The organism is Streptomyces sp. NPDC047049 (genome assembly GCF_040643995.1).
Lineage (GTDB): Bacteria > Actinomycetota > Actinomycetes > Streptomycetales > Streptomycetaceae > Streptomyces > Streptomyces mooreae.
The window spans coordinates 231066-250817 of record NZ_JBEYVM010000006.1 but is presented as its reverse complement, the minus strand read 5'-3'; the positions used below and the strand labels follow the sequence as shown (position 1 = coordinate 250817).

Annotated in this window: 16 protein-coding genes; 10 read left to right on the top strand and 6 right to left on the bottom strand. The window is 71.7% G+C overall.

Annotated elements, in window-relative coordinates:
• Positions 1-27 precede the first annotated feature (27 nt).
• The gene (locus ABZ851_RS17505; protein WP_361127968.1) at positions 28-1404 is read right to left on the bottom strand and encodes a helix-turn-helix domain-containing protein; all 1377 of its coding nucleotides are present in this window, start codon (positions 1402-1404) and stop codon (positions 28-30) included.
• A gap of 194 nt (positions 1405-1598) precedes the next feature.
• Here ABZ851_RS17505 and ABZ851_RS17500 point away from each other — a divergent pair, with 194 nt between their 5' ends.
• Positions 1599-3125 carry a hypothetical protein gene (locus tag ABZ851_RS17500; RefSeq protein WP_361127965.1) on the top strand — a complete coding sequence of 509 codons (1527 nt, stop codon included), beginning with the start codon at positions 1599-1601 and terminating at the stop codon, positions 3123-3125.
• A 111-nt stretch (positions 3126-3236) separates the two neighbouring features.
• On the opposite strand, the gene ABZ851_RS17495 is transcribed toward ABZ851_RS17500, so the two are convergent.
• The gene (locus ABZ851_RS17495) at positions 3237-3677 is read right to left on the bottom strand and encodes a DUF6314 family protein (protein ID WP_361127962.1); all 441 of its coding nucleotides are present in this window, start codon (positions 3675-3677) and stop codon (positions 3237-3239) included.
• Positions 3678-4020: 343 nt separating this feature from the next.
• On the opposite strand from ABZ851_RS17495, the gene ABZ851_RS17490 reads away from it, so the two are divergent.
• From ABZ851_RS17490 to rocD, 9 genes are all read left to right on the top strand, one after another.
• Positions 4021-5490, top strand: coding sequence for an aldehyde dehydrogenase family protein (locus tag ABZ851_RS17490; RefSeq protein ID WP_361127959.1), 1470 nt, complete (start codon positions 4021-4023; stop codon positions 5488-5490).
• Positions 5487-7061 (top strand): amino acid permease, encoded by a 1575-nt coding sequence (locus tag ABZ851_RS17485; RefSeq protein ID WP_336047910.1) that lies wholly within the window; start codon positions 5487-5489, stop codon positions 7059-7061. The genes ABZ851_RS17490 and ABZ851_RS17485 overlap by 4 nt, the downstream gene beginning before the upstream one ends.
• Before the next feature lie 15 nt (positions 7062-7076).
• The gene (locus ABZ851_RS17480; RefSeq protein WP_361127955.1) at positions 7077-8639 is read left to right on the top strand and encodes a GMC oxidoreductase; all 1563 of its coding nucleotides are present in this window, start codon (positions 7077-7079) and stop codon (positions 8637-8639) included.
• 399 nt (positions 8640-9038) lie between these two features.
• Positions 9039-9986 carry a MurR/RpiR family transcriptional regulator gene (locus tag ABZ851_RS17475; protein WP_361127952.1) on the top strand — a complete coding sequence of 316 codons (948 nt, stop codon included), beginning with the start codon at positions 9039-9041 and terminating at the stop codon, positions 9984-9986.
• A gap of 105 nt (positions 9987-10091) precedes the next feature.
• On the top strand, positions 10092-11570 hold the full coding sequence (locus ABZ851_RS17470; RefSeq protein WP_361127949.1) for an APC family permease: 1479 nt from the start codon (positions 10092-10094) through the stop codon (positions 11568-11570).
• The gene (locus tag ABZ851_RS17465) at positions 11567-12874 is read left to right on the top strand and encodes a glutamine synthetase family protein (RefSeq protein ID WP_361127946.1); all 1308 of its coding nucleotides are present in this window, start codon (positions 11567-11569) and stop codon (positions 12872-12874) included. The genes ABZ851_RS17470 and ABZ851_RS17465 overlap by 4 nt, the downstream gene beginning before the upstream one ends.
• Positions 12864-14012, top strand: coding sequence for an amidohydrolase family protein (locus ABZ851_RS17460; RefSeq protein WP_361127943.1), 1149 nt, complete (start codon positions 12864-12866; stop codon positions 14010-14012). Before ABZ851_RS17465 ends, ABZ851_RS17460 begins: the two co-directional genes overlap by 11 nt.
• The gene (locus ABZ851_RS17455; RefSeq protein ID WP_361127940.1) at positions 14009-15169 is read left to right on the top strand and encodes a M20 family metallopeptidase; all 1161 of its coding nucleotides are present in this window, start codon (positions 14009-14011) and stop codon (positions 15167-15169) included. Before ABZ851_RS17460 ends, ABZ851_RS17455 begins: the two co-directional genes overlap by 4 nt.
• A 76-nt stretch (positions 15170-15245) precedes the next feature.
• Positions 15246-16493 carry an ornithine--oxo-acid transaminase gene (rocD, locus tag ABZ851_RS17450; protein ID WP_361127937.1) on the top strand — a complete coding sequence of 416 codons (1248 nt, stop codon included), beginning with the start codon at positions 15246-15248 and terminating at the stop codon, positions 16491-16493.
• Between the two features lie 58 nt (positions 16494-16551).
• On the opposite strand, the gene ABZ851_RS17445 is transcribed toward rocD, so the two are convergent.
• From ABZ851_RS17445 to fabG, 4 genes are read right to left on the bottom strand one after another with little or no spacing between them, the layout of a single operon-like run.
• Positions 16552-17538 carry a zinc-binding dehydrogenase gene (locus tag ABZ851_RS17445; RefSeq protein WP_361127934.1) on the bottom strand — a complete coding sequence of 329 codons (987 nt, stop codon included), beginning with the start codon at positions 17536-17538 and terminating at the stop codon, positions 16552-16554.
• 4 nt (positions 17539-17542) lie between these two features.
• Positions 17543-17809 (bottom strand): phosphopantetheine-binding protein, encoded by a 267-nt coding sequence (locus ABZ851_RS17440; RefSeq protein ID WP_361127931.1) that lies wholly within the window; start codon positions 17807-17809, stop codon positions 17543-17545.
• Positions 17810-17845: 36 nt separating this feature from the next.
• Positions 17846-18811, bottom strand: coding sequence for a ketoacyl-ACP synthase III (locus ABZ851_RS17435; RefSeq protein ID WP_361127928.1), 966 nt, complete (start codon positions 18809-18811; stop codon positions 17846-17848).
• 29 nt (positions 18812-18840) lie between these two features.
• The gene (gene fabG, locus ABZ851_RS17430; protein ID WP_361127925.1) at positions 18841-19593 is read right to left on the bottom strand and encodes a 3-oxoacyl-ACP reductase FabG; all 753 of its coding nucleotides are present in this window, start codon (positions 19591-19593) and stop codon (positions 18841-18843) included.
• Positions 19594-19752: the final 159 nt, after the last annotated feature.

Below are 19752 nucleotides of genomic sequence, written 5' to 3'. Positions count from 1 at the left end.
CGGTCGGCACCGGGTCCGGCGGGCGCCTCAGCTCGCCGGCCCGTGGATCCTGCGGTGCGTCAGCGCCCACCAGACCTCCGCCAGATCGGCCGGGTCACGGAGGCTGGTGCCGGTGATCTCCTCGAAGCGCCGCAGGCGGTTGCGCAGGGTGTTGGGGTGGACGTAGAGGGTCCGCGCGGCGGCTTCCAGTCGCAGCCCCTGCTGCAGATAGGCGGCAGCTGCCTCCTCCAACTGGGTGCCGTCTTCACCCCGTTCGGCCAGCGGCGCCAGGCGGAGTCCCACCAGTTGTTCCCCCAGGGCCGGGAGCGCTACGACCGTCGCCCGCAGCCCCAGCTCCTCACGGGTGAACGCCCCGACGAGTCCGAAACCGACGGCGGCCCGGAGCGCCTGGGTCGCCCGGGTGAACTCCGCGGCGAGTCCGGACGCGGGTACCGGGGCGCCGAGCCCCAGGACCAGGCCGCGGCACAGCCCTCCCGGTCGCCCCGTCAGCAGCCCCGCCACCTCCCGGTCCACGGTCGTGACCAGAGGTTTCCCGGTCTCGTCCAGGGCGAGCCAGGGGCGCAGCAGGGCGGTGATCCGGTCGAAGGCGCGGTCGCCGGGGCCGGGATGGGAGCCGGCCTGCGGGGCGGGTCCGGGCTCCGGGGGGCGGTCCGGCGCGCCGGGCGAGGGCTCCTCGGGCAGGCGCGCGCGGAAGGGCAGACGGAGCGCACCGTGGTCGTACCCGCCCTCCGTGGCGGCCCCGTCGTCGGGGTAACCGCCGGCGCGGTGCCCGTCATCGGGGTAGCCGCCGGCGCGGTGCCCCTCGCCGGTGCCGCCGCCGGCCGGCCCGGCGTCCCACGCGCCGCCCGGAAGACCGGAGGCGCCCCACCGCACCTCGCCGAGCAGCAGGGCGCGGACCAGCGCCGCGCGCCGACGGTCCGTCATCGATTCGCCCTGGGCTCCCACGGCCCGGCAACTGCGCACGATGCGCAGGGTGTTGGCGTCGGCCCAGGCACGCAGCGTCTCGGCGATCGGCAGCAGGTCCTCGGCGGTGCCGCGCCGGGCCGCCATCTCCTCGCCGAACCGCCGCCAGACGATATCCGTGCCGATCCGGTAGGCGGAGATGATCTCCTCGGCGGGCAGTGAACGCGCCAGGGCCGTCACCTCGTCGAGGTGGGTCTCCGGAATGCCGTACGCCCGCCCGTCGCCCTGTCCCTGCGGTGTCCTGCGCTCCTCGGACCAGCGCTGCACCAACGACAGGCCGTTGCGCAGGGACGCCTGCACCCGCGGTCGGAGCTGTTCCACCGACAGTGCCGCATAGGAGGGGAGTTGGGCCCGCAGACCGCCGATGACCTCGTCGGTGAGGGCGCCTATCCCGGCGTGCAGCGCGGCGACGGCCTCCGGCACCGTTGTGGAAGTCTCCACCCGTCCCCTCCCGACTCGGTGTCTTTCCCCATGGCGAAAGCGATCATTCGTCGCCATGCTACGAGGAAGCCGCCCGAACCCCTACAGATGTTCGATCCTGGACGACTTTTCCCCGGCCGTCCGGTATTCGTCCGGCGTTCGGCGCCCGGCCCCGCTGTTCCTCCCCGACACCCCCCGCACCACCAAGGAATCCCATGGCTGTTTCCTGGCGCCGTATCGCGGTGCCCGCCGCCGCGGTCGGCGTACTCGTCCCCGCGGCCCTCGGCACCCATGCGCTGCTCTCGGGCCCCGACACCCCGCGCGCGTCCTCGGCCGGCATACCGGCCACCGGGGCGACGGTCCCCGGTGCCGTGCCGGACGATGCCCGGGCCTCCGGTCCTGAGGGCGGTGCCGCGGTCGCCAGGCCGTCCGACGCGCCGACCCGTACGGGCAATTCGGTCTCCGTGCAGCTCTCCTCGTACGACGCGCACCGCAAGCAGGCGGAACTCAAGCCGTCCGCCGGCAAGACCGTACGGACCGGTGATGTGATCGCCGCCGCGCCCAACCGGCACGCCCCCTCGGGTGCGCTGTTCAAGGTCGGCAAGGTCACCGGCTCCCACGACGGCAAGGTCCGGGTGACCACCGCTCCCGCGACGCTCTCGGAGCTGCTGGGCGATCAGAAGGTGGACCAGCGCACGGCGTTGCGGCCCGGTGAGGTCTCGGTCAGGCCGCTCTCCTCGGGTGTCACCGTGCACAAGCCCGCTTCCGGCACCGGTACGGACGCCGGCGGCCCGGCGACTGGGTCCAGCGCCCCGGCCACTCCGTCGGGCACCCCTGACGCCACCGCCACCGGCTCCCCGAGCCCGTCGGCGTCCGACTCCGCCGGGGTCCGCACCCAGCTCGTTCCTACCGGTAAGCGCCCCAGCCCCACCCCCACCCCCTCCGCAGGCACGCTGTCGCCCGACGCGCGCAAGGCGCTCACCACCCTGCGGCTGGGCGTCAACGTGCCGCTGCCCAAGGGCGTGGAGGCGACCGGTAAGTCTCCCGCGCGGCTGGCCGGCGAGGTGACGTTCCGGCCCGAGCTGATCTTCCAGTACGAGAAGCGCGGCGGGCTGAACCTGCTGCCGCAGCGCGCGGCCATCGGCCTCGGCGGCTCGTACGGGTACGGCTGGCAGGTGCACGGCAAGGTCCGCAAGACCGCCGACACCGGACAGATCGCGGTGCCGCTGGCGGCGGTGACCGGACGGCACGTCTTCTGGGTGGGCCCGGTCCCCGTCGTGGTCAGCACCGAGGTCACCTTCACCTACCGCTTCACCGCGGGCGGCCGCATCGTGCTCGACGCCGACCAGCGCACCTCCGGTGCGTTCGCCGTCGGTGCGAAGTACGACCGGCAGCACGGGTGGCAGCCGCTGCACGAGGCGTACCAGCAGACCAAGGGGGCCACTCCCCGCGTCGAGGGCGCGGCCTCCGCGACGGCCCGCGTCGGGACGCGCGCCCAGGTGTTCCTCTACGACACCGCGGGCGTCGGCGGTGAACTCTCCGTCCACCTCACCGGACGTGCCGCGGGGGCCAGTGACGGCGGTGCCCCGGCGTGGGAACTGCGCGCGGGGTACGACCTCAAGACCGAGCTGATGCTGCAGCTGAAGATCTTCGGTATCCAGATCGCCGATCTGCGCACCACTCCGTTCGCGCTGCACGACGAGCGCAAGCTTTTCGGACGCGGGAAGCTGCCCGCCGCCTGAGCCCTCGCTCCCCGCACACCGGACGGCGCCGCCGGGGACATCCGTGCCCGGCGGCGCCGTCCGTGCGTCCGCGTACCGGCCGGCGGTCGCTCGCGTCCGGCGCCGCCGCTCCTACCCCAGCCGCCGGTACGCCGAGCGCAGCAGCTGGTCCTTCGCCGGCCCGCCGACCCGCCACTCCAGATACCAGGTATCCGCCGCGGTGACGGTGAACGTGCCCTCGTAGCGGTCCTCGGCGCAGGGGTGGACGGCGCGCCAGCGGCCGGTCCTGAGATCGAGGTCGTGGAAGGGCCGGCCGTCGGCGAAGCCGATCTCGGCGGTGCCGTCCGGGCGGGGCCGCAGGCGCAGGGTGCGGCTCGCCGGATGCACCGCGGCGCCCCACCGCAGTTGGCCCTCCTCGACGTGGAGCAGCCCCTCCCCGGCCGGGTCGGGCCGGAACTCGGCGGTCCCGCGGAAGCTGCCCTCGGTGCCGGTCCGCAGGTCGCACACGGTGCGCTCGATGTCCCAGCGGCCGGAAAGGTACGCCGCGGCATCGGGGGCCGAGTGCGGGGACATTTCGCCAACCGGCCCCGGCTCCGGCCCCGGCTCCGGCCCCGGCTCCGGGATACGCATCGGCTCCGGGACCCGCCCCGGCTCCTGCCTCTGCCCTCGGCCCAGCTCGCTGCCCATCCCGCCATTCTCCCGTGCGCCCGCGGGCATCACTCCGTCGGCCCCGCCCGGCGGCGCTCCCCTCTCCCCCGGCCCCTCGTACCGTGCGGAGCCGCACCGCCCGTCTTACTCTCGGTTCAGTGATCGTTACCGAGGCCCGCACGGAGGCCGCCCGTCGGCCCGATGCCGTCGGCCGGGCACCGCGGCCGACGCTGCCGCCTCGTACGAGCCGGAGACCGGAGGCACCACCATGCCGGAGCTGTTCATCGGCGGTCAATGGACCGCAGCGGCCGACGGGCAGGTGCGCGAGATCCGCTGCCCGGCGGACGGCACGCTGGTCGCGACCGTCGACGAGGGCGGGCCGAAGGACGTGGCGGCGGCGATCGGTGCCGCCCGGACGGCGTTCGACGACGGGGCCTGGCCGCGGACACCGGCGGCCGAGCGCGGCCGGCTGGTGCTACGCGTCGCCGAACTGCTGGAGCGCGACAAGGACGCGCTGGCCAGGGCCGAGTCGCTGGACACCGGCAAGCGGCTGGTCGAGAGCGCCTACGACATGGACGACATCGCCAACTGCTTCCGCCACTTCGGCAACCTCGGCGCGGCCGGCGGGACCGACCGGGTGGTGGACGCCGGTGCCCCGGAGATCGCCAGTTCGGTACGGCACGAACCGGTCGGCGTCTGTGCGCTGATCACCCCCTGGAACTACCCGCTGCTGCAGACCGCCTGGAAGGTCGCCCCTGCCCTGGTCACGGGCAACACCTTCATCCTGAAGCCCAGTGAGCTCACCCCGCACACCGCCATTCACCTGATGCGGCTGCTGGCCGAGGCCGGGCTGCCGGACGGCGCGGCCAACCTGGTGCTGGGCACCGGCCAGGTGGTGGGCGCACCGCTGACCGAGGACCCCCGGGTGGACATGGTGTCGTTCACCGGCGGTCTGCTCACCGGCCGGCGCATCATGGCCGCCGCGGCGCCCACGGTGAAGAAGATCGCGTTGGAGCTGGGCGGCAAGAACCCCAACATCGTCTTCGCGGACGCCGATTTCGACACCGCCGTCGACTACGCACTGATGGCGGTGTTCCTGCACTCCGGGCAGGTCTGCTCGGCGGGCGCCCGGCTGCTCGTCCAGGAAGAGCTGCACGATGCGTTCGTCGACGAACTGGTCTCCCGCGCCCAGCGGATCCGGCTCGGCGGGCCGTTCGACGAGCACGCCAGGACCGGCCCGCTGATCTCGGCCGCGCACCTCGCGAAGATCGAGGCGTATGTGGCGGCAGGGCTCGACGAGGGCGCCGTCCTGCTCTGCGGCGGCGCCCGGCCCGACGATCCGTCGCTGGCCAACGGGTTCTACTACCTGCCGACCGTGCTGGACGAGTGCACCCCGGACATGACCGTCGTGCGCGACGAGAGCTTCGGCCCGGTACTGACCGTCGAGCGGTTCCGCACCGAGGACGAGGCGGTCTCGCTCGCCAACGACACGGTGTACGGGCTGGCCGGGGCGGTCTGGACGCAGGACAGCGGGCGCGCGCACCGGGTCGCCGGCCGGCTGCGGGCGGGCACGGTATGGATCAACGACTTCCACCCCTATGTGCCGCAGGCGGAGTGGGGCGGGATGAAGCAGTCGGGCATCGGGCGCGAGCTGGGGCCCGCGGGACTGGCCGAGTACCAGGAGGCCAAGCACGTCTGGCGCAATACCGCGCCACGTCCGCAGAGGTGGTTCGAGTGACCGATCCCGCAGCGTCCCGGCCCGGTCCCGGGGCCGGCCACGGGCACGACGACGAGGCGATCGCCGAACTCGGCTACAAGCCGGAACTCAAGCGCACCCTGGGCAACTTCCACACCTTTGCCGCCGGCATCAGCTATATCTCCATCCTCACCGGCACCTTCCAGCTGTTCTACTTCGGCATCGCCCACGGCGGCCCGGCGTACTGGTGGTCCTGGCCGATGGTCTTCCTCGGGCAGCTGATGGTGGCGCTGTGCTTCTGCGAGCTGGCCGCCCGCTACCCGGTTGCCGGGTCGGTCTACAACTGGTCCAAGAAGCTCGGCGGCCCGCACATCGGCTGGCTCGGCGGCTGGATGATGCTGACCGCCACCATGGTGTCGCTGTCCGCGGTGGCGCTGGCGTACCAGGTGACGCTGCCGCAGATCTCGTCGTGGTTCCAGTTCATCGGCGACGGCACCGGCCAGTCCGCGGCCGAGAACGCCGTGGTGCTCGGCACGATCCTGATCACCTTCACCACCCTGGTGAACGCCTTCGGGGTCAAGCTGATGGCACGGATCAACTCCGCGGGCGTGGCGATCGAGCTCATCGCCGCCATCGTTCTGGTCCTCCTCCTCGCCGCGCACGTCACCCGCGGCCCCGGCGTGGTGCTCAACACCTTCGGTCTGGGCAGCGGCCAGAACCTCGGCTATTTCGGCGCGTTCCTGACCGCGTCCCTGGCCTCGGCCTACGTCATGTACGGCTTCGACACCGCCTCCTCGCTCGGTGAGGAGTCCAAGGACCCCGGCCGCAACGCGCCCCGCGCCATCCTGCGGGCGCTGGTCGCGTCCTTCCTCATCGGCGGTCTGATCCTCCTCTTCGCCCTGCTCTCGGTGCCCGATCTGCACTCCGCGAAGCTGTCCGTGGACGGCCTGCAGTACGTGGTGCTCTCCACGCTCGGCTCGACCGTCGGGCAGATCGTGCTCTGGTGTGTGGTCATTGCGATCACCGTGTGCGAGCTGGCGGTGCACACCGCGGGCATCCGGCTGGCGTTCGCGATGGCCCGGGACAACAACCTCCCGGCCGCCTCGCTGCTCGCCAAGGTCAGCCCGCGCTTCCAGACGCCGGTACTGCCGGCCGTGATCATCGGCCTGGTGGCGATCGGCATCCTCCTCATCAACGTCAACCAGCCGCAGATCTTCTCGGTGATCACCAGCATCGCGATCATCATGATCTACCTGGCCTACCTGGCGGTCACCCTGCCGATGCTGTTCCAGCGGCTGCGCGGCAAGTGGACTCCGGCCCGGGGGAGGTTCAGCCTGGGCAAGTTCGGCATCCCGGTCAACATCCTCGCCGTGCTCTGGGGCTTCGGCATGTCCCTCAACCTCGCCTGGCCGCGCGCCGCGGTGTACAACGCGACCGGCCCGCAGCACTGGTACCTGCGGTGGGGCGCCTTCTTGTTCATCGGCGTCGTGGCGATCGGCGGGTTCACCTACTACTGGTTCGTCCAGCGCAAGCGCACCGGAGTCCTGGCCATGCACGCCGCCGTCGCCCCCGACAGCGGCGGCCCGGGCAACAGCAACGCCCCCACCCCCTGATCAGGAGACGGCGCGATGTCCCAAGAGGCCCCTGTGGACGAGTTCGACTACGTCGTGGTCGGCGGTGGCACGGCCGGCGCCGTCGTGGCGGCCCGGCTCAGCGAGGACCCGACGGCCACCGTCTGCCTGCTGGAGGCCGGCCCCTCCGACGTCGGCGACGAGAACGTGCTGCGCCTGGACCGCTGGATGGGACTGCTGGAGTCCGGCTACGACTGGGACTACCCGGTCGAACCGCAGGAGAACGGCAACAGCTTCCTGCGGCACGCCCGCGCCAAGGTGCTCGGCGGCTGCTCCTCGCACAACTCCTGTATCGCCTTCTGGGCCCCGGCCGAGGACCTTGACGAATGGGCCGCGATGGGCTGTACGGGCTGGAGCGCGGCCGACTGCTTCCCGCTCTACCAGCGGCTGGAGAACAACGACGCCCCCGGCGACCACCACGGCCGCAGCGGTCCGGTCACCCTGCGCACCGTCCCGCCCCACGACCCGTGCGGGGTGGCCCTCCTGGAGGCCTGCGTCGCGGCCGGCATCCCGACCACACCGTTCAACACCGGTCAGACCGTCGTCCGGGGCGCGAACTGGTTCCAGATCAACTGCCGTCCGGACGGGACTCGTTCGTCCGCTTCGGTGTCCTACCTCCACCCGCTCATGGGCACCCGCCGGAACCTGGAGGTGCGCACCGGGCTCCAGGCCAAGCGTCTGAATTTCGACTCCGCCCGGCACTGCACCGGCGTGGACTACCTCGCCCCCGACCTGATCCACACCCGCACCGTCAAGGCCCGCCGCGAGACCGTCGTCTGCTGCGGCGCCATCGACTCCCCGAAACTCCTCATGCTCTCCGGTATCGGCCCGGCCACCCATCTGCGGGCCACCGGTGTCGAGCCGATCGTCGACTCCCCCGGCGTCGGCTCCTGTCTCCAGGACCACCCGGAGGGCGTGATCATGTGGAACGCCAAGCAGCCCATGGTCAACTCGTCCACCCAGTGGTGGGAGATCGGCATCTTCACGAACACCGAGCCCGGCCTCGACCGTCCGGACCTGATGTTCCATTACGGCCAGGTGCCCTTCGACATGAACACCTACCGGCATGGCTATCCCACCTCGGAGAACGCCTTCTGCCTCACCCCGAATGTCACCCGCGCCCGCTCGCTGGGCACGGTGCGGCTGCGCACCCGCGACTTCCGCGACAAGCCCAAGGTCGACCCGCGGTACTTCACCCACGACCACGACATCCGCGTGATGACCCACGGCCTGCGCCTCGCCCGCGAGATCGTCTCCCAGGCGCCCATGGTCCAGTGGGCCGGTACCGAACTCGCCCCCGGCCCGTCGACCCACTCCGACGCCGACCTGTTCGACTACATCCGCGCCACGCACAACACCGTCTACCACCCCGCGTGCACCGTTCAGATGGGTGCCCCCGATGATCAGGCGACGCCCCTCGACCCCCACCTGCGCGTGAAGGGCGTGACCGGCCTGCGGGTGGCCGACGCTTCGGTGATGCCGTTCCTGCCGGCCGTGAACCCCTGCATCACCACGATGATGATCGGGGAGAAGTGTGCGGATCTGATGCGCAGCGACTGAGCGACGCGCAGCTGCTCCACGCACACGAACGACCTACGAGGTGGGCTCCCTTCGCCGGCATTGTCCGGATCAGGTGCTAGGGGTCGCCGTCCGGTCTTCCAACCTTCCGGCCTCTCAGCCCGGCCTTCCTTCACGTCCTCGGCGGCAACCAGAGCTGCCTTCCCCGAGGCCAGTCCGGTCGGACTCCCTCGCTCGCCCCGTAGGCCTAGATTCAGGGTACTCCCTCACAAAGGGGATGGAACAGGTTATTCACACTTTTTCTCGGCCGGGCCGGATCACCGCGCCGAAGCCGCGCGCGGAGGGCGCGGCGGGCCTCGAAACCCCCGCGGTCCACTGCGGCGCCCGGTTTCCCGGCTGTGTCACGATCGTCGCGTCACGCAGGCCGGAGAGGGGACACGCATGGCTGGTCGGGCCGCAGAGCACAGCAAGCACACGGAGGGCGGCGCGGACCCGGAGCCGGCGGAGCGGGACGCCGGCCGGGGGGCGGACACCGGCCCGGGGGCGACCGTGGCCGAGCGGGTGCGGCAGGTCGAGGGAGGCCTGTCTCCTGCCGAGCGGAAGATCGCCCGGGCACTGACGGCCAACTACCCGGCGGCCGGGCTGGAGTCCGCCTCGGGACTCGCCTCCCGGGCCGGCGTCAGCGCACCCACCGTGGTGCGGTTCGTCGCCCGGCTCGGCTTCGACGGCTACCGGCACTTCCAGCAGTCGCTGCGCGAGGAGGTGCAGGCACGGCACGCCTCTCCGCTGACCCTGGCGCCGGTGATCGGCGCGGAGTCCCCCACCTCCGAACTGGTCGAGGCGGCGCAACAGGTGAGCAGCGCGACGCTGAGCCAGACCTTCACCGCCCTCCCCGAGCAGGAGTTCGACCAAGCGGTCGGTTTGATCTGTGACCCGGCCAAGCGGATCGCCTGCTTCGGCGGACGCTTTTCGCAGCTCCTGGCCGAATACCTCGACCTGCACCTGCGGCTGCTGCGTCCGGGGACCCTCCTGCACTCCGCGGCACCGGGACGCGATGCGGGATTCCGCCTCGATTTGAGCCGACGGGACGTGTGCGTGGTCTTCGACTTCCGCCGCTACCAGGACGACACCGTGCGCCTCGCCCGGCACGCGCACGAACGCGGGGCCAAGATCGTGCTGTTCACCGACCCGTGGCTCTCACCGGTGGCCGAGTTCGCCGATGTGGTGCTCCCGGCGCGCGTCGAGGCGCCGAGTCCGTTCGACAGCATCGTCGCACCCCTGGCGCTCGTCGACGCCCTGGTCGCCGCGGTGCATGCGCGCCTGGGAGCGGCGGCCGACGAGCGGATGCGGGCCGCGGAGGAGGAGTGGTCCGGAGAGGCCGGGGAATGAAAAATTCATTTCAACACGCCCCTTGACGCTCCACTTGTAACGAATATTTCATGAGGGTGTCTCGGGCCGCGCCCCTGCGGCCCCCCTCCTGCTCGGGAGTGTGTTGTGCCCGATCATCCTCATCCCTCACGCAAACTGCGGCTGTGGGAAGCCCTGGCCCTCTCCGTCGGCCTCATGGGGCCGACCCTGGCGATGGGCCTCAACGGGGCCGGCGTCGCGGCCACCGTGGGCAAGGCCGTGCCCCTGGTCTTCCTGCTCGGTCTGCTCGGTGTCGGCCTCGTGGGCTACGGCTTCTGGCGGCTGACCCAGCACTTCCACCACGCCGGCTCCGTCTACGCCCTGGCCGGAGCCACCATCGGGCCCCGCGCCGGCTTCTTCGGCGGGTTCGCCCTGCTCGGCACCTACCTCGCCTTCCTGGTGTGCACGCTCGCCGCGACCGGGGTCTTCGCCCACGCCTTTCTGCACGCGCTGGGCCTGACCTCCACCGGCCCGTGGGCGGCCGTCGCGGTCGTCGCCGCCCTGGGCGTCACCCTGCTCAACTCACGCGACACCCGCCTCACCGCCCGCACCCTGCTGATCACCGAAGGCATCGGCATCGCGGCGATGCTGGTCCTCGCCCTCGTCGTCATCGGGCGTACCGGCACCGGATCAGCACCCCGCCACCAGTCCCTCGACCTGTCGGTCTTCACCCCCGGCGGGGCCTCCTTCGGCGCCGTCATGACGGCGACCGTCTTCGCCTTCCTGTCCTGGGCGGGCTTCGAGGCATGCGCGTCACTGGGCGAGGAGACCGACGACCCCAGGCGCAACATCCCGCGCGCCCTGACGGGAAGCGTGCTGCTCACCGGCGTGCTGTACCTCCTGATGATGTTCGTCCAGACCATCGGGTTCGGCACCGACGGCAAGGGCGTGAAGGAGTTCGCCGGGGCGGAATCGGCTCTGGTGACGCTCTCCGACGACTACCTCGGCACCTGGTTCTCGCTCGTCATCGCCTTCACCGCGGTCGCCTCCGCCTTCGCCGCCGCACTGTCCTCGTCCGCCGCCGCGGCCCGCATGGTCTCGGCGCTGGCCCGGGACGGCTTCGGTCCGGCCGGGCTCGCCCGCACCGAACCGGTCACCGGCGCCCCCACCAGGGCCCTGTGGCTGTGCGGGGCCCTGGCCGCCGCACTCACGGCCGTCATGTACGGCCTGGGCACCACCGCCTTCGACACCTACTACTGGTACGCGACCATCGGCGTGCTGTGCGTCCTGGTCGTCTACGCGGTCGCCGGCGCGGGCGTGATCGTCTTCACCCTCTCGCGCCGCGGCGCCATCCCCCGCCGCGAACTGGTCATCCCGCTCGCCGGTCTGGGCTACCTCTGCTTCGTCTTCTACCGGCAGTCCACCGGCCAGGGCGCGCCCTACAGCTACTTCCCCTGGATCGCCGCCGCCTGGTGCGCGACAGGACTCGCCGTGGTCCTGTTCGCCCCCTCCCTCGCCGGGCGCATCGGCGCCCGTCTCACCAGTGAACTGAACGGAGGCCAGGGCCCCCACCAGGAGCGGAGCCCGGAGCCTCCGGCCGCCGACAACATGAAGGTGATCTCATGACTCCCCGCGCCGACGACTACGCGACGGTCTTCGTCGCCACCTGCGATCTGGCCGGTCAGGTACGGGGACGTGCCGTGCCGCCCTCGGAACACGACGCGGTCCTGCGCAGCGGCACCGGCTGGGTCCCCGCGAACCTCGCGATCTCCTCGTTCGGCCCGATCGCCCCCGACAACGTCTTCGGCTCCCGGGGCGACCTGCGGCTGGTCCCCGACGCCGGCACCGCGGTCGGCATCCCGGCGGACGGCACCGCTCCGGGGATGCTGCTCTACCTCGCCGACCAGACGCTGCCGGACGGGCAGTCCTGGGGATGCTGCCCGCGCACCTTCCTGCGGGACGCCCTCGCGGAGCTGCGCGAACGCACCGGCCTGGAGGTTGTCGCCGCCTTCGAGCACGAATTCGTGCTGGACGGCCTGCCCGCGAGTGCTCCGTTCTCGCTCCGGCGCTTCCGGGAGGCCGAACCCTTCGGATCCGATCTGGTACGGCTGCTGGAGCACGCCGGCCTCGAACCGGAGACCTGGATTCCGGAGTACGGCGACGGCCAGTTCGAGGTCACCCTGCGCCCCGCCGCTGCCGCGGTCGCGGCCGACCGGGCCGTCCTCCTCAGGGAACTCGTCCGCGACCTGGCCCGCCGCCGTGGCCTGCCCGTCACCTTCGCCCCGCTCCTGGACGCCGCGGGCGTGGGCAACGGCGTTCACCTCCATCTGAGTCTGCGCGACGCCGACGGGCGCCCCGCGCTGTACGACCCGCAGCGCCCCGGCCGGCTCTCCGCGCTCGGCGCCCGTTTCAGCGCCGGCGTCCTGGCCCACGCCCCGGCGCTCACGGCCCTCACCGCGCCGAGCCCGGTGTCCTTCCTGCGCCTGACCCCGGACCGCTGGAGCGCCGCCGGTGCGTTCCTGGCCGAGCGCAACCGCGAGGCGCTGCTGCGCATCTGCCCCACCACCGAGCTCGCCGGCTCCGGCCCCGCCGCCCAGTTCAACCTCGAATACCGGGCCGCCGACGCCACGGCCAACCCCTGGCTCGCCCTGGCCGTCCTCGTCCGGGCCGGCCTGGCCGGTCTCACCGGGGACTACGACGAGCCCACCGTGTGGCCCGAGGACACCGACCGGTCCGCTCTCGCGTCGGCGCCGCCTCTGCCCGCCACCCTGGAGGAGGCCCTGGAGGCCCTGGAGAAGGACCACGTCGTCCGGTCCTGGTTCGACCCACACCTGCTGGCCACGCACCTCTCGGTCAAACGCTCCGAACTCGCCCAGCTGGACGGTCTGGACGACGCCGCACGCATTCGGAAGGTCCGCAATGTCTACTGAACGACTCCTCGCGGAGATCACCCGGCTCCCCCTGGTGGACCACCACGTCCACGGAGCCCTCCGCCACGACGCCGACCGCGGGGCCCTGGAGCAGCTGCTCACCGAGTCCGACCGCCCGATCCCGCCGTGGATGACCCAGTTCGACTCGCAGATCGGCTTCGCCGTCCGCCGCTGGTGCGCCCCGGTCCTCGGCCTCGAACCGCACGCCGACCCCGAGGCCTACCTGGCCAGGCGCTCCGCACTCGGCACCGACGAGGTCAACCGCAGACTGCTCGAAGCCTCGGGCATCGGCCACTACTTGCTGGAGACCGGCTACAAGGGGGAGAACATCCTCGGCCTCCAGGGCATGGCGGCCGCCTCAAGGCGCCCTGTCGACGAGGTGGTGCGCCTGGAAGCCGTGCTGGAGGACGTGGTGCGCGAGGGGGTCACCGCCGCCGGACTCCCCGACCGGTTCCGGGCGGCCCTGGCCGCGCGCACGGTCACCGCGGTCGGCCTCAAGAGCATCATCGCCTACCGCCACGGCTTCGACTTCGACCCCGGACGCCCCGACGACCACGAGGTGACCGCCGCCGCGGGCGCCTGGCTCGCCGAGTACGAAGCCACCGGCACCCTCCGCGTGAGCCACCCGGTACTGCTGCGCTTCGCCCTGTGGTGCGGTGTCGACCGCGGTCTGCCGATCCAGCTGCACGCCGGATACGGCGACCCGGACGTCGAACTCCACCGCTGCGACCCGCTGTTGCTCACCCGGTTCATCAAGAACGTGGAACCGCACGGCACCGACCTGCTGCTGTTGCACTGCTATCCCTTCCAGCGCAACGCGGGCTACCTCGCCCAGGTGTTCCCGCACGTGTACTTCGACGTCGGCCTCGGCATCAACTACACCGGCGTACGCTCCGCCGCCGTCATCGCCGAATCACTGGAACTCGCCCCCTTCGCCAAGATCCTCTTCTCCTCCGACGCCTGGGGGCCGCCGGAACTGCACCACCTCGGCGCCCTGCTGTGGCGTCGCGGCATGGCCAAGGCCCTCGCCGCGTGGACCGAGAGCGGGGAGTGGGACGTCGATGAAGCGCTCAAGGTGGTGCGCATGACCGGCCACGACAACGCCCGCCGCGTCTACCGGCTGGAGGACCACGCATGACCGGCCCCCACCTGCCCGCCCTGGCCGCCGCGCTCGATGAGGAGCTCCCGGCCGCCGCGGCACTGCGCCACCGCATCCACGCCCGCCCCTGCCTGTCCGGCGCCGAAGCCCCCACCCGTGACCTGGTGCTCGCCGCGCTGCCCGCAGGCTCCGCCACCAAGGTCGCCGACACCGGCGCCGTCGTCCGGATCGGCGGACCGGGCCCCGCCGTCGCCGTCCGCGCCGAACTCGACGCCCTCGCGGTAGAGGAGAAGAGCGGCGCGGCATGGGCGTCCGCACACCCCGGCCTCATGCACGCCTGCGGCCACGACGTACACCTGGCCGCGCTCACCGCCCTGGCCCGGGCCGTCGACCGCACCGGCGGCCCGGCCCCCCTGCTGGCCGTCCTGCAACCGAGGGAGGAGACCTACCCCTCCGGCGCCCGGGACATCGTCGAGGACGGCATCCTCGAGCGGGAGCAGTGCCGGGCGGTGATCGGAGCGCATGTGCAGCCGCTGCTGCCGCCCGGCACCGTCGCCTGCACCCCCGGCGGCGTCAACGCCTCGGCCGACGAGTTCACGATCACGGTGCGGGGCCGCAGCGGCCACGCCGCCTACCCGCACCTCACCCGCGACCCCGTCGTGGCCCTGGCCCATGTCGTCGTCGCCCTGCAGAGCCTGGTCAGCCGCGGTACCGACCCCATGTCGCATGTGGTACTCACGGTCGGCACCCTCGCGGCCGGTACCGCCGCCAACGTCATCCCCGGCACCGCCGAAGCCCGCGGCACCCTGCGCGCGCTGGGCAACGACGACCGCGAGATGCTGCACACCCGGCTGGCGGAGGTCGCCGGACTGGTGGCACAGACCCATGGCTGCACCGCGCAGACGGACATCATCCGCGGCGAGCCCGTGCTCGACAACGACCCGGCGCTGACCGCCGCCACCAGACCGCTGCTCGGCACGCTCGGCCTGAGCGCCGGTGACGACCTGCGCTCCGCCGGCTCCGACGACTTCTCCTTCTTCTGCGCACATCTGCCGTCGCTGATGCTGTTCGTCGGCACCCACGGCGGCACCGAACAACTGCACTCGCCCACGTTCCTGCCCCCCGACGAGCGGATCCTCGACGTCGCCCACGCCATGCTCGCCGGCTACCTGGCCGCCGCGGAACCACTCGCCTGAACTCCGGTGCGCCTCCGCGCCGTTAGCGCCCTTAGCGCGCTTCCCCCTCCGCACCTCCGCACCCAAGGACCACCTCATGACCACCACCGAAGCGCACGGCATGCCCCACCCCGGCTCCGCCACTCGGCACCACGTATCGCTGGCCGAGACGACCACCGCCCGCAACTACACTCCCCTGCCCGTGGTGCTGGCCTCCGGCCAGGGCGCCTGGGTCACCGATGTCGAGGGCCGCCGCTACCTCGACTGCCTGGCCGGATACTCCGCCCTCAACTTCGGCCACGCCCACCCCCGGCTGACGGCCGCGGCCCAGGAGCAGCTGGCCCGCCTCACCCTGACCAGCCGGGCCTTCCACAACGACCGCCTCGGTCCGTTCTGCCGGGACCTCGCCGACCTGGCCGGCATGGATCTCGTGCTGCCGATGAACACCGGTGCCGAGGCCGTCGAGACCGCGATCAAGGTCGCCCGCAAATGGGGTGCCGACCGCAAGGGCGTAGCCCCGGACCGCGCCACGATCATCGTCGCCGACGGCAACTTCCACGGACGCACCACCACGATCGTCAGCTTCTCCACCGACCCCGTCGCCCGCGACGGCTTCGGCCCCTTCACCCCCGGCTTCCGCAGCGTTCCCTACGGCGACAGCGCGGCGCTGGAGGCGGCGGTCGACGAGACCACCGTGGCCGTGCTCCTCGAACCCATCCAGGGCGAAGCCGGCGTACTCATCCCCCCGCCCGGCTACCTCCAGGCCGTGCGGGATGTCTGCACCCGCGAGAACGTGCTGTTCCTCGCGGACGAGATCCAGTCCGGACTCGGCCGTACCGGCACCACCTTCGCCTGCGACGCCGAGGACGTCACCCCCGACGTCTACATCCTCGGCAAGGCCCTCGGCGGAGGCATCGTGCCGGTGTCCGCCGTGGTCTCCCGCCACGACGTCCTCGACGTCATCCGCCCCGGCAGCCACGGCTCCACCTTCGGCGGCAACCCGCTCGCCGCCGCCGTCGGCCATGCCGTGGTGGAGCTGCTGCGCAGCGGTGAATACCAGGCCCGTGCGGCCACATCGGGCGAACGGCTGCGCAATCGGCTGGAGGCTCTGACCGGCCGCGGCGTGGTCGCGGTCAGGTCCCGCGGCCTGTGGGCCGGCATCGACCTCGACCCCGCACTCACCACCGGCCGCGAGACCTGCCTCCATCTCCTGAACCACGGCGTACTCGCCAAGGACACCCACGGCTCCACCATCCGACTCGCCCCACCCCTCATCATCGAGCCCGACCAACTGGACTGGATGTGCGACCGGCTCGGCGAGGTCCTGGCCCAAGCCGGACCCTGAGGTCCGGTGAGCCGGGGCTCCGGTGTCCGCCATGGCGGAGGCGCGGCCGCGAACACCTTCACAGCCCGTCCACGGTGAGGATCACCTTGCCCACGTGCCGCCCGGTCGTCAGCGTCCGGATCGCGGTCGGCGCCTCCCGCATCGGATACACCTCGTGCGCCAACGGTTCGAGGCGCCCGTCCGCCCACAACGGCGACAGCTCGGCCAACAGCGCCTGTACCAGCGGCCGGTCCACCCGCGACAACAGCAGCAGATCGACGCTGTGCATGCTGATGTTGTGCCGGAAGGGTGCCAGCTCGACCGTGCCGCCGCCGTAGATGTCCCGCTTGCCGATCTCGACGAACCGGCCGTGCAGGCGCAGCAGGCCGAGCCCGGCCTGCTGCGCCTTGCCGGCCAGCGAGTTGAGCACCACGTCGACGCCGTCCGGGCTGATCTCCCGCACCCCGTCGGCAAACGCGACCGACCTCGAGTCCAGCACATGCTCGACGCCGAGCTCCCGCAGGTACTGCCGCTTCCGCTCGGTCCCGCTCGTCGCCAGCACCCTGGCCCCGTGCAAGCGCGCCACGTTCATCGCTGCGAGCCCGACGCCGCCCGCCGCCGACTGGATCAGCGCTGTCTCCCCGGCACCGAGCCCGGCCAACCGGACGAGCGCATACCAGGCGGTCAGGTAGGCCACGGGCAGGGTGGCCGCCTCGGCGTCGGACAGCGCGGCCGGCGCGGCCACCACGAGCTCGGCCGGCACCGTCACATGCGACGCGAACGCACCCTCGTGGAAGAAGAGCACCCGGTCACCGACGTGCGCCCCAGGCGCACCGGACCCGACCCGGACCACCGTGCCCACCCCGTCCAGGCCGAGCTCGTGCGCGTCGCTCTCGCCGAACACCGTCCCCATACCGAGTACGACCAGCACGTCGGCGAAGTTCACCCCGGCCGCCCGCACCTCGATCTCGACCTCACCCGGCCCCGGCGCGCGCCGGGGCCGGTGGCGGGCGGCCAGGCTGTCCATGTCACCGGGCCGCTCCGCGTGCAGCACATAGCTGTCCACGAGTTCAGGAAGCCTGGTGTGTCCGGTCGGGGAAGAACCTCTGCCGCATCGCCTGCAGCGTCCGGAAATCGTCCGGCTCGATCGACATCCGGTCCACCTTCTCGCCGCCGGCCCGCTCGATCACCACCAGCAGCTCTATCGCCTGCAGGGACGTGAGGATTCCGGTGTCGAAGAGGTCGAGGTCCGCTTCGAGTGAGTCCCGGCGGTCCCGGGCGTCCTGCTGGTCCAGTACCCACTGCTCCACTTCGTGCCAGCCCGCGTTCGTTGCCATGGTGTTCAGCTCCTCCTCGCATCAAAGGGATTTTTTTCAGTACCACGTGAGCAGGACGACGCCGGTGCTCAGCCCGCCTCCCACGCTGGCCAGCAGGATCCGCTCGCCGCGGCGCAGCGGCCGCTGCCGGTGTGCCGCGGCAAGCGTCACCGGCACCGATGCGACCGCGGTGTTGCCCAGCTCCACACAGGTGAGCGGGAACTTCTCCAGCGGCACACCCAGTTCCGCCGCGCAGCTCTCGACCAGGTACGGATTCGCCTGGTGCAGCACGAACCGGTCGATCTCGCCGAGTGCCGTTCCGGTCTCGTCGAGCACCTGGCGCACGGCCTTGGGCAGCGCGTTCAGCACGTACTCCCGGACGGTGAACCCGTTCATCCGGAACAGCCGTTCCTCCGGCGTCCCGTCCGGCATCCTTGTCCCGCCCGCCCGTACCTCGATCATCTCGCTGTACTGCCCGTCGGTGACCAGGTGCGCGGCTTGGATGCCGAACCCGTCGGGGACCCGGCCCAGCACGACCGTCCCGGCGGCGTCGCCGAACAGGCTCACCGTGCGCCGGTCGGCCCGGTTCATGATCGTTGAGTACTTGTCGGCGCCGATCACCAACGCACGCGCCTCGGGCGACCAGCGGGCGAGCACCGCTTCGGCCACGGTCAGCGCGTAGAGGAATCCCGAGCACACCGCGTTCAGGTCGAACGCGGGCACGCCCGGCAGGCCCAACTTCCGCTGCACGAGCGCGGCCGTCGCGGGCTGCGGCTGGTCCGGGGTGGAAGTCGCCAGCACGATCGCGGCCAGGTTCCCCCGCGTCTCCTCGTCGAGCACCTTCAGCGCGGCGGCGACGGCCAGATCGGACGTCGCCTCCTCCGCCGCCGCATAGCGGCGCTCCTCGACGCCGGTCGTGGCCTTGATCCACTCCTCGGTCGTGCCCGCCCAGTCCGCGACCTCGGCGTTCGTCACCACCCGGTCGGGCAGGTACGAGTCGAGGCCTAAAATGCCGATAGCCATGTCACTCCCGTCTCGCCGGGGCAGCGCAGCTACATCGCGGCGCCACCGTCCACCTGAAGCACCTGCCCGGTCACGTAGGACGCCCGGTCCGACAGCAGGAACATGACGGCGTCGGCGATCTCCTCCGCCTTGGCGAAACGGCCGAGCGGGATATTCTCCAGCGCCTTGGGCCGCGCCTTCTCCGGAATGTCCGCCAGCAACGCGGTTTCCGTTATCCCCGGCGCGACGACGTTGACCCGGATTCCGTGGGGCGCGGCCTCCTTCGCCAGCGCCTTGCTCAGTCCGATAAGTCCGGCCTTACCCGCCGCATAATTGGCCATCGTGACGAACCCGCGAATGCCGACGATCGAGGAGATCGTGACGATGGCACCACGCCGGCGGCGCATCATCCGGAACAGCACCGGCTGGCAGACGTGCCACACCCCGTTCAGGTTCACGTCCATGACGTCCTGCCAGGCCTGGGGCGGCATGAACGCAGCCGGGCTGTTGCGGGTGATCCCAGCGTTGGGCACCAGCGCCGTGATGGGCCCCACGTCGTCTTCCACCCGCGCCACCAGCTCCTCGACCGCTTCGCGGTCGCCGACGTCGCAAGCGGCGAACAGAGCGCGCCGACCCAGCTTCTCGACCTCGTCCGCCACCGCCGCCGCCTCCTCGGCACCCGATCGGAAGCACCCGGCGACGTCATGGCCCTCCCGGGCCAGCCGCAGGGCGACAGCGCGGCCGATACCCCGCGAAACGCCGGTCACGAAGGCGCAGCCGGAATGTTCGTCGACGCTGGACATGAACCCCCCAAAGCAACCGAGCGGAAATTACACCAACATGCGTCAGCGGATAGTCCGTGGACGTTATCAGGGACCGCTAAAGAGTCGCTTTAACGACCATTAAGCGGTCCTGGCGCAACAGTAAATCAATTCCGCCTTGACATCCCGGAATGGTCGTCA

Excerpts from the sequence above, each read along its gene's own strand:
- ABZ851_RS17500 (WP_361127965.1), top strand. The coding sequence starts at position 1,599 with ATGGCTGTTTCCTGGCGCCGTATCGCGGTGCCCGCCGCCGCGGTCGGC.
- ABZ851_RS17495 (WP_361127962.1), bottom strand. The coding sequence starts at position 3,677 with ATGTCCCCGCACTCGGCCCCCGATGCCGCGGCGTACCTTTCCGGCCGC.
- ABZ851_RS17490 (WP_361127959.1), top strand. The coding sequence starts at position 4,021 with ATGCCGGAGCTGTTCATCGGCGGTCAATGGACCGCAGCGGCCGACGGG.
- ABZ851_RS17480 (WP_361127955.1), top strand. The coding sequence starts at position 7,077 with ATGTCCCAAGAGGCCCCTGTGGACGAGTTCGACTACGTCGTGGTCGGC.
- ABZ851_RS17475 (WP_361127952.1), top strand. The coding sequence starts at position 9,039 with ATGGCTGGTCGGGCCGCAGAGCACAGCAAGCACACGGAGGGCGGCGCG.
- ABZ851_RS17465 (WP_361127946.1), top strand. The coding sequence starts at position 11,567 with ATGACTCCCCGCGCCGACGACTACGCGACGGTCTTCGTCGCCACCTGC.
- ABZ851_RS17460 (WP_361127943.1), top strand. The coding sequence starts at position 12,864 with ATGTCTACTGAACGACTCCTCGCGGAGATCACCCGGCTCCCCCTGGTG.
- ABZ851_RS17455 (WP_361127940.1), top strand. The coding sequence starts at position 14,009 with ATGACCGGCCCCCACCTGCCCGCCCTGGCCGCCGCGCTCGATGAGGAG.
- rocD (WP_361127937.1), top strand. The coding sequence starts at position 15,246 with ATGACCACCACCGAAGCGCACGGCATGCCCCACCCCGGCTCCGCCACT.
- ABZ851_RS17440 (WP_361127931.1), bottom strand. The coding sequence starts at position 17,809 with ATGGCAACGAACGCGGGCTGGCACGAAGTGGAGCAGTGGGTACTGGAC.
- ABZ851_RS17435 (WP_361127928.1), bottom strand. The coding sequence starts at position 18,811 with ATGGCTATCGGCATTTTAGGCCTCGACTCGTACCTGCCCGACCGGGTG.
- fabG (WP_361127925.1), bottom strand. The coding sequence starts at position 19,593 with ATGTCCAGCGTCGACGAACATTCCGGCTGCGCCTTCGTGACCGGCGTT.